3 protein-coding genes are annotated in these 9,369 nt (G+C 39.6%); all 3 read right to left on the bottom strand.

All coding sequences use genetic code 11. The annotated features are described in order from the left end of the window. The coding region (locus ACFFLS_RS19490; RefSeq protein ID WP_379689601.1) for a beta strand repeat-containing protein at positions 1-2,571 on the bottom strand (2,571 nt) is incomplete at its 3' end. A 498-nt stretch (positions 2,572-3,069) separates the two neighbouring features. Next, a complete protein-coding gene (locus tag ACFFLS_RS19485) occupies positions 3,070-6,840 on the bottom strand; it encodes a RemA C-terminal-like gliding motility protein (protein WP_379683935.1) in 3,771 nt (1,256 codons plus the stop codon). A 239-nt stretch (positions 6,841-7,079) separates the two neighbouring features. Next, on the bottom strand, positions 7,080-9,369 hold a 2,290-nt coding region (locus ACFFLS_RS19480; RefSeq protein WP_379689599.1), incomplete at its 5' end, for a RemA C-terminal-like gliding motility protein.

Below are 9,369 nucleotides of genomic sequence, written 5' to 3'. Positions count from 1 at the left end.
GGTCAGCTGGCCGGTGCCTGTCGCACAGAACGGGCCATTTGCGGACAAACTTCCCTGAGGCAGTGGATTTACAGTGATGGTCGCTGAAGCGCCCGTAAAGCCGCTGCTTCTGGAACAGCTATTCGAGCCTGTTACCGAAACCAAGGTATAGGTCGTTGTAGATGTGACTGGAGTAGTGAAAGTCGCAAACGGCGTTCCGCTGGAAACATTATTGGCTGTCCGGTTGGCAGTTCCGTCATTATAAATAACCGTATAAGGTCCTGTTCCGGCGGTTTGCGTAAAGGTCAGCTGGCCGGTGCCTGTCGCGCAGAACGGGCCATTTGCGGACAAACTTCCCTGAGGCAGTGGATTTACAGTGATGGTCGCTGAAGCGCCCGTAAAGCCGCTGCTTCTGGAACAGCTATTCGAACCGGTTACCGAAACCAAGGTATAGGTCGTTGTAGATGTGACTGGAGTAGTGAAAGTCGCAAACGGCGTTCCGCTGGAAACATTATTGGCTGTCCGGTTGGCCGTTCCGTCATTATAAATAACCGTGTAAGGTCCTGTTCCGGCGGTTTCCGTAAAGGTCAGCTGGCCGGTGCCTGTCGCACAGAACGGGCCATTTGCGGACAAACTTCCCTGAGGCAGTGGATTTACAGTGATGGTCGCTGAAGCGCCCGTAAAGCCGCTGCTTCTGGAACAGCTATTCGAGCCTGTTACCGAAACCAAGGTATAAGTCGTTGTAGATGTGACTGGAGTAGTAAAAGTCGCAAACGGCGTTCCGCTGGAAACATTATTGGCTGTCCGGTTGGCCGTTCCGTCATTATAAATAACCGTATAAGGTCCTGTTCCGGCGGTTTCCGTAAAGGTCAGCTGGCCGGTGCCTGTCGCACAGAACGATCCATTTGCGGACAAACTTCCCTGAGGCAGTGGATTTACAGTGATGGTCGCTGAAGCGCCCGTAAAGCCGCTGCTTCTGGAACAGCTATTCGAACCGGTTACCGAAACCAAGGTATAGGTCGTTGTAGATGTGACTGGAGTAGTGAAAGTCGCAAACGGCGTTCCGCTGGAAACATTATTGGCTGTCCGGTTGGCCGTTCCGTCATTATAAATAACCGTATAAGGTCCTGTTCCGGCGGTTTGCGTAAAGGTCAGCTGGCCGGTGCCTGTCGCACAGAACGGGCCATTTGCGGATAAACTTCCCTGTGGTAAAGGATTGACGGTTATTGTGGCCGGAGTTGAATTCGTAGGATCACAGACCCCGTTTTGAATTACTGCTCTAAATTGTGTTGTAACATTTAAAGCTCCAGGACTATAAGTTGTTGTTGTAATGGGAATATCTGTAAAAGTTGCAAATGAATCTGTTGATGATTGCCATTTCAATATTGTCCCATTATTCCCACCTTGTGTTAAAGTTCCGCTATTTGCTCCTGCGCAAATTGTTGTAGTTCCTGTCACAGCACCTCCAACGGTAGCTGCCGAAACTACAAAGGTAGGAGATGTATTACTTGAGCTTATTGTCGAAGTACAAGCTTGTGATTTTATAGAAGTTACTGTTACTGTACTATTCGTACCAACTACATTAAAACCTGAAGCGGTAAAAGTTCCCGTTCCTGCAACACTTACCGTCATGGTTGCAGTTTGAGAGGATGCGTTTGGATTAGTTCGGTTATAAGTAACATCATAAGTTCCAACTGGCAGATTGGCTGCCAATCCTGTCAATGTTACTAAGGTTGTTCCCGAAGTAACACAAGCTGGTGCAGCAATAATAGAGTTAAAACCATAAGTTGGACAAGTGTAACCAATAATAACACGGCCTGCGGCTCCTGCTCCTCCGGCCTGAGCGGCTCCTCCATTACAATTCATCCCGCCACTTCCTCCTCCACCTGGGGGGTTACCCGCATTTCCAGGATTGTTCTGTCCTATGAGTAGACTAAAAACACTAGCCCCTCCTGTACCACCACCCGGAGAATTTCCCCCAACTCCAGAAGAAAGTAAAAGACTTAATACAGCTGTTGTTCCAACTCCCCCAGCGTCACCCGCTGTTACCGTGCCAGCGCCTGTAGATCCACCGGCTCCTCCTGGATAGGTGACGGTAATGTCTCCCGTTGCATTAGCTAAACCTCCTGCACCACCAGAAGCATAAATAGAGGACTGATATCCCGAAATGGTTGAAAAATTTCCTGCAGTACCATTTGCTCCTGCCGTTCCAGAAACAGCAGCAGCAACCACAGCAGATATAGTAGCCCCCGGAGTAACCGTGATGCTAGCTGTAGCGCGAGCTCCTCCTCCTCCTCCGGATCCACCTCGTCCATAACCTGCAGCTGAATTGGCAGCTCCTCCTCCAGATCCACCGCCTCCCCAAGCCTGAATATTCATCGAAGTCAGACCGTTAGGAACTATGACTGAATTATTGGAGTTAAATGTATGGGAAATTGTAGCCTGCCCACTCATAAAATTAGAAACAAAGAACAGGATAATCGGAAGAAATATTTTATAGGATATAGCTTTCCGAAGATTATATGGAGAAGCTATTAAAGATTGATTTAAAAGTTGAAAAGTAAGGGGCGTCGAAAGTAATTTTTTTTTCATTGGTGGTATTTTAAAATTAAAAATCGAATACTGGCTTATTAAAAAATCATTTAAAAATTTTAAAGCACTTTCAAAAAAAATTATTCTTAAAAAGGACAATTACCCTCTTAGATGTTATAGTTTTTTTCTCAAAAAAAGCTTTAAAATTTAGTCAATTTCTGAGGGCGTGTACAATCTAAAAACTTAGTTTTTAGTAAAAAAGGAGTCGAAAAAATAGTTCTAATGTCTTTTAGTTTGTGAGTTTGTCGGATTTTAATGTTGTTTACCGACAAAAACCAACAACAAGGTACGATTTTATTTACGCGAATTTACAGGTTTTTAGTTAAACCATTGAAATTTAACACCTTAACCATCACTTTACTTAATTATAAGAAAAAACTGTTAATATTTGAAATCAAAATCAATTTCAACATTTGGTTTACACTCTGATTTTTTGAGAATATTTAAGATTTAATTCCACAAAAAAAATCCAACATTTAAAATATTGGATTCTAATTCTTAAAAAATTATTTTTTTAATCTGGACTGTCTCGTCATCTAAAAGAATTTTTAATAAGAGAACCTGATGGCTTGAACGTAAATCTTCAATCCTGATTTTATTTTTTAAGCCGATAGCAGTGTAGAGTTTATTACCGGAAACATCATAAATAGTGACTTTTTTTATGTTTTGATTTTGAGATTCAACAGTGATTACATTCTTATTGACGGCAACAAATATATTGTCATTATTAGCCAAATGATTTGTAGTATGCAAAAATTCACTTTGAAATCTTAAAATAAAACGTTTGTTAAAAGTTCCTGCTTCAGAATTAAAATTATACGGACTTTGGGTAAGATTGTGAATAATTTTCAAGTCTCGATCTTCCAAATATAAATCGGTTGTATTAAAAAACCCATCCTGATGATCTAATTTCAGACTGAAATTTCCCTTTAATATTGTATTAAATCCAAGTACGATTGTATCGTTTTCAACAGTAGCCATTGCCCTTCCCTGAATAACAAGTTTCGTTTGATCTACCAAGCTATAGAAATCGGCAGCTGCATTGGCATTCATATCTTCAGCATCGTATAATAGATCAAAAGAATTAGAAGCATCGGGAGTATATCCAACTAAAATCTGTTTGAAGATTCCTTCGGTATTTTCTAAATTAATCCATGCTCGATGCTTTTCGTCTGTACCAGTATTTATTTCGTTTTTAGAAGACTTAAAAAATGAACCGTTTCGGCCAGGAATACGCATGCTGTTATTAAATTCAATAGTTCCAGAAGTATTACTTTTAATAAAAAAAGACTGGCCAGCCGCAATTGTGCCATCTGGTTCTGAATCATTAATTCCTGACGAAAGAGCAGGTCTCGTAGAAGTTCCTCCTAAAAGATTATAAACAGCATAATCGTCTGCGGTGTAATTGTTATGGGTAATAGGCGTATTGTGAGTCCAAAAGTAAAGCGCTCCCTTGGTTTTTAATGCATTTTTCTTCAAGAATAATGAAGCATCGATAGCTGAGGGATATGGATTTCCTATTAGATAGTTATTGTCTGGCACCTCAAAATTTATTTCAACTTTTCCATTATTAGGAACACCTTTAAAAACTGCTTCAAAAATTGATCTTTGGGTCGAAGAAAAATTTTGCGGCGCTCTAATAATATAACCTTTTCCAACTGCCATTACATTTTCGGGAAGTTCAATTTTCCACTTCTCTAAAACACTATTATAGGAACAATATTTATCTACCAATGTATTAGGAGAAAGATCAATCAGCTTTTGATGATTAACAGGAGATGACCAATAGGTGAAATCATATCTTAATACGGGTTGTGTTTTTCTTTTTAAATGGATAACTCCTGTATTTACCATATCATCATCTGACTGATACAGACTTGCAGAATTTTCGAGAATAAGTGTCCCTGAACCGCCATACGAAAATTCAATTCCTAAAGAATTGCCACTTAATAGCGTAACTGTTTTTTGATTTTCGATTGTACAACTGCAGACATTTGCAGAAGTCAGACTGGGAAAATTTTCTTTAAACACCACTTCTTTTCCTCCCGACGGAAACCCATTTGACCAATTACTACCATCCCAAACCGTCGAATCTAAACAAAGCCTCAACTTTGCAATTCTATGTTTGGAAATACCTGAAACCGAATTAAAACTTCCTCCAATTACTAATCTGTAATCTGCAGAAATCCTCATCGAATACAATGTATTATTAAGCGCAACAGAAAATGACGAATCGTAAGTTCCGTTTTGCATTACACGTATCAAACGCAATGATGGACTGCTTTTATAAGTTCCCGAAAAAGTTCCTCCAATGATAATTCTGTTATCTGGCTGTATAAAAATACTTCTGACATCTCCTTTGCTAAAACCGATTCCTGAATCAAAACTGGCATCTAAACTACCGTCTGCATTCAATCGTACAATTCGTTTTTGTGAAGTCTTATTGAATGTCAAAAAATTACCTCCAACCATTATTTTACCGTCAGGTTGCAATGCCATCGCATAGACATACTTATCAAAGCCAAAACCAACGTTAAAGGAAGAATCTATACTGCCATCGGAATTGAGCCGTACTAGTTTTAGATGTTCTATTCCATTAAAATTTGAAAAATTTCCCCCAACTAGAATTTTTCCATCAGGTTGCACTATAACAGATTGTATGATTCCATCTGCCCCGCTGCCAGGATTGAAACTGGAATCGCGAGATCCGTCTGGAAGAATCCTGACAATTTTCCCTGAGGCAATTCCATTATAAGAAGCAAAATTTCCGCCTGCAATAATTTTACCATCTGACTGTAGCGCCATACAATAAACTTGGTTGTTAAATCCTTTTCCGATATTAAAACTGGCATCAATAGAACCATCACTCAAAATCCGCACAATACGACTTGAGCTTATGTTGTTGTATTTTAAAAAATTTCCAGCTGCGATTATTTTACCATCTGACTGCTTAATAAGAGCTTTAATGAAATTATCAGCTCCGTTGCTGCTAGTATTAAAACCAGGATCTAAAGTACCGTCTTCTAACAGGCAAGCAATTCTGGAAACTGGATTGTTATTAAATTTTTTAAAACTCCCTGCTGCGATTATTTTACCGTTTTCTAAAGGCAGAATATCCAAAACTGAATTATCAAAACCTACTCCTGCAGCCAAGTACGAAATATCATGTTCCCCTTCGCTATCAACTTTTGCTAGCCTGCCTTGATTTACTCCATCAAAAATAGAAAACGAACCGCCTATAAACCATGAATTTTCATCATCAAAAGCTAAAGCAAAAACGGAAGCCGATGCAGGCCCTGAACCAATATCAAAGTTGGTTCTTATCTCACCATCTGGATTTAGAAAAACGACTCGATTTACATCTATTCCATTATAAAAACCGGTAAAAGAACCACCAGCCATCATATTTCCTTCCAAATCTATTTTTAAAACCTGAATCCCTTCTTTGCTGAATCCTGAGCCCGTGTTAAAAGAGCTGTCGCGAGTTCCGTCTGCATTCAGACGAATAATTCGATTTGCCGTAATTCCGTTAAAATCAGTAAAATTGCCTCCTACAACTATTTTTCCATCGCTTTGAATTTCGATAGCATTTACATCATCATTAAAACCGATTCCGATATTAAAACTAAAGTCGACGCTTCCATTGGAATTCAATCTTGCAATACGATTTACTGTGTTTCCATTAAAAGAAGAAAAATTACCTCCAATAATGACTTTTCCATCAGATAAGGTTTTGACACTTGTAACATTAAGAGAAGAGCCTGTTCCTGTTGAAAAAGAAGTGTCTAAAGTACCGTCCGGAAATATACGAGCAATACGGTTTACAGTTACATTATTGTATTTGGTAAAACTCCCGACAATTACAATTTTCCCATCAGATTGTACAGCGATATCATAAATAATCCCGGTTGTAGCGCCGATGTTTGAATTGAATGAAGCATCGTAAGACCCATCTGCATTTAATCGAACCAATCTTCCGGTATTATGTCCGTTAAAAGAGGTAAAGCTTCCTCCGACTAAAATTTTACCATCAGACATCAGATAAATGGCATAAACTTTACCACTAATACCGCTACCAGTTAGAAAATTTTCGTCAATCGTACCGTCTGGTTTCAATCGGCTTAAATAAGATACTGGAGATCCATTTAAACTTAGAAAGTCTCCTCCGACAATCATATTGCCATCTGGTTGTAGAACTAAAGCTCTAACTGCATTATCAAAACCATCTCCACTCAAACCGTCATCGAAGGTATTAAATGAAGCATCCATTTTTCCCTGCTGCGCAAAAAGTAAGGGCTTCAGCTGAAAAAGAAACAGAATCACTATACAAAATAATTTTCTAACCAAAGTCTAAATGTTTCAGGTTAATAAAAAGCAAGAATTAACCTAAAATTAGTTGACTGGTTTAGAATATGCAATCCCTAAATTTAGGGATATTTCAAAAAAAAAGAGCCCATTCTTTTGTAGCAGAATGGACTCTTTTTATATATTAAGCAGACTTTAAAGCATTAATAAAAAATGATTTTCTTCGTCAAAGTATGACCATTTTCTAAAGTTACTTTTACAAATAAAACTTGTTCGGCTACCTGTAAATCATTTATTTTTAATTCGGTTGTATTGATTTTATTTTTATTGAAAACCAACTGACCTCCAACATTAAAAACAGTTACTTCCTTTAAATTTTCCTTAGTCGAAATGATGTTTACGGTTTTGTCTTTCACCGCAATCAGCACGCTATCTTCTAAGTTTTCAAAATCTCCAGTTCCAAGCGTTTTAGAAGTGTAGCGAAGCACGAAACGATCTGCAAAAGTACCTACAGCTGTCGCAAAAGTATAGTCCGCAGTTCTTAGGTCATGGATTACGCCTGTTTTCTTGTCTTCAAGATAGACTGCCTGCTCTGCAAATAATCCGTCTGTATGGTCGATTCCGATTGTGAAATTACCAGCAACAGTAGTCTTGTATCCTAGAGGAACAATGTCGGCTTTGTCAAAAGGAAGCGCACGTGCTTGGATAGTTAAAAGGTCTTTATCGTTGATACTGTAGAAATCAACATAGCTGTTGCTTGCCATTGTCACGGCATCATAATTTGTATCCATTTTGTTGGTCGCATTTTCAACATATCCAATAAGCGCCTGTTTGAATGCACCTTGAGCGTTGGTGAAATTCAGCCATACACGGTTTCTCTCCGTTTTAGCCGATGCAGAAGTTTTAAAGAACTGTGTATTGTTTCCGCTGACACGCATGCTGTTGTTGAACAAGATTGAATTTCCAGCTGGCTGCACAAAGAAACCTTGTCCAGATGCTATGTAACCGCTCGGGCTGGCCGCACCGCTTGTAGTCACAACACCTCCGGCAAGACTGTATACCGCATAATCGTTGCTTGTGTAATTGTTTGTTGCATTACCTCCAATAGAACTGCTTGGCGGCGTATTATGAGTCCAGAAATACATAGCTCCTATGTCTGTTCCCGCGAGGTGGTTTACATCGATCAATTCTTCGGCATCAAGAGCAGAAGGATATGGGTTACCGATAAGATTCCATTTTCCTGAAACTGGGTGTATGGTATAAGGCCCATTGTTTGGCGTACCGACGAATGATCCAGTATAAACAGCAGGAACAGTCGTGCTAAAAGATTGTGGCGCTCTCACAATATAGCCAATTCCGTAAGCCATGTTGATTGTTCCATGATTGTCTATTACCCATTTATCTCCAGCTGCATTATAACTGTAATATTTGTCAAACAATGTATTTGGAGACAAGTTGTGAAGAGTGTTGTCGGCACCAATCACTGGTGTTGACCAGTAGGTAAAATCAAAACGTTTTACCAGCTGAGTGCTTCTCTTGTAGGTGATATATCCGCTGTTTGTCGCATTAGTGGTCTGAAGTAAACTTGAGTTGTTTTCGAAGATTAATTGTCCGTTTGTAGTTACCGCATTTGTAATTGTCAACGTTACATTAGAATTCACGGTTACAATATTTCCTGAATTTATAGTCAAAGAGCAGGCTTGCAAATCTGCAGTTATAGTATAAGGTGCTGCAAAAATTACTGCTTTCGTATTATTAGGAAGTCCTTGTGACCAATTTGTACCATTCCAGGTGGTAGAAGAATTATCTGTAATATTATCACTTACCTGATTCGAAATACATCCAGAAGCATTTTCAACTGTAAAATTATAAGTTCCAACCGCCAGTCCTGAAATAGTAGTGCTAACACCTGTACCTGGAATATTTTGTGATGCAGTTCCTGTTTGGTGAATTATCCAAGTACCTGAAGATGGCAATCCGCTTAATGTTATACTTCCTGTACTTGTACAAGTAACATTGCTATTGACATTTGTCGTTGGAGTTGTCGGCAATGCGTTTACAGTCATATTTATGGCATTCGAAGTTGCAGGACTTCCAGTCAAGCAAGGCGAAGCATTGGATGTCATGCGAACCGTAATACTGTTTCCGTTTGCAAGTCCTGTAGTCGTATAAGTTGAATTTGTAGCACTCGCAATTAAAGTGGCTCCATTGTACCACTGGTATGTTGGTGCTCCTCCTCCGTTTGTAGGAGTAGCTGTGAATGTTACTGAAGTACCCGCACAAATTGCTCCTGCTGGCGAAGCGGCAATGCTAACACTAGCTGGCAAATTTGGGTTTACTGTCATATTTATGGCATTCGAAGTTGCAGGGCTTCCAGTCAAGCAAGGTGAAGCGTTTGAGGTCATACGAACGCTAATAGCATCACCGTTTGCAAGTCCTGTAGTCGTGTAAGTTGAATTTGTAGCACTCGCAATTAAAGTTGCTCCATTGTAC

Source organism: Flavobacterium procerum (assembly GCF_042431625.1).
In the GTDB taxonomy this organism is placed as follows: Bacteria; Bacteroidota; Bacteroidia; order Flavobacteriales; family Flavobacteriaceae; genus Flavobacterium; species Flavobacterium procerum.
The sequence above is the reverse complement of the archived record's forward strand: the minus strand, read 5'-3'. Positions and strand labels throughout refer to the sequence as shown.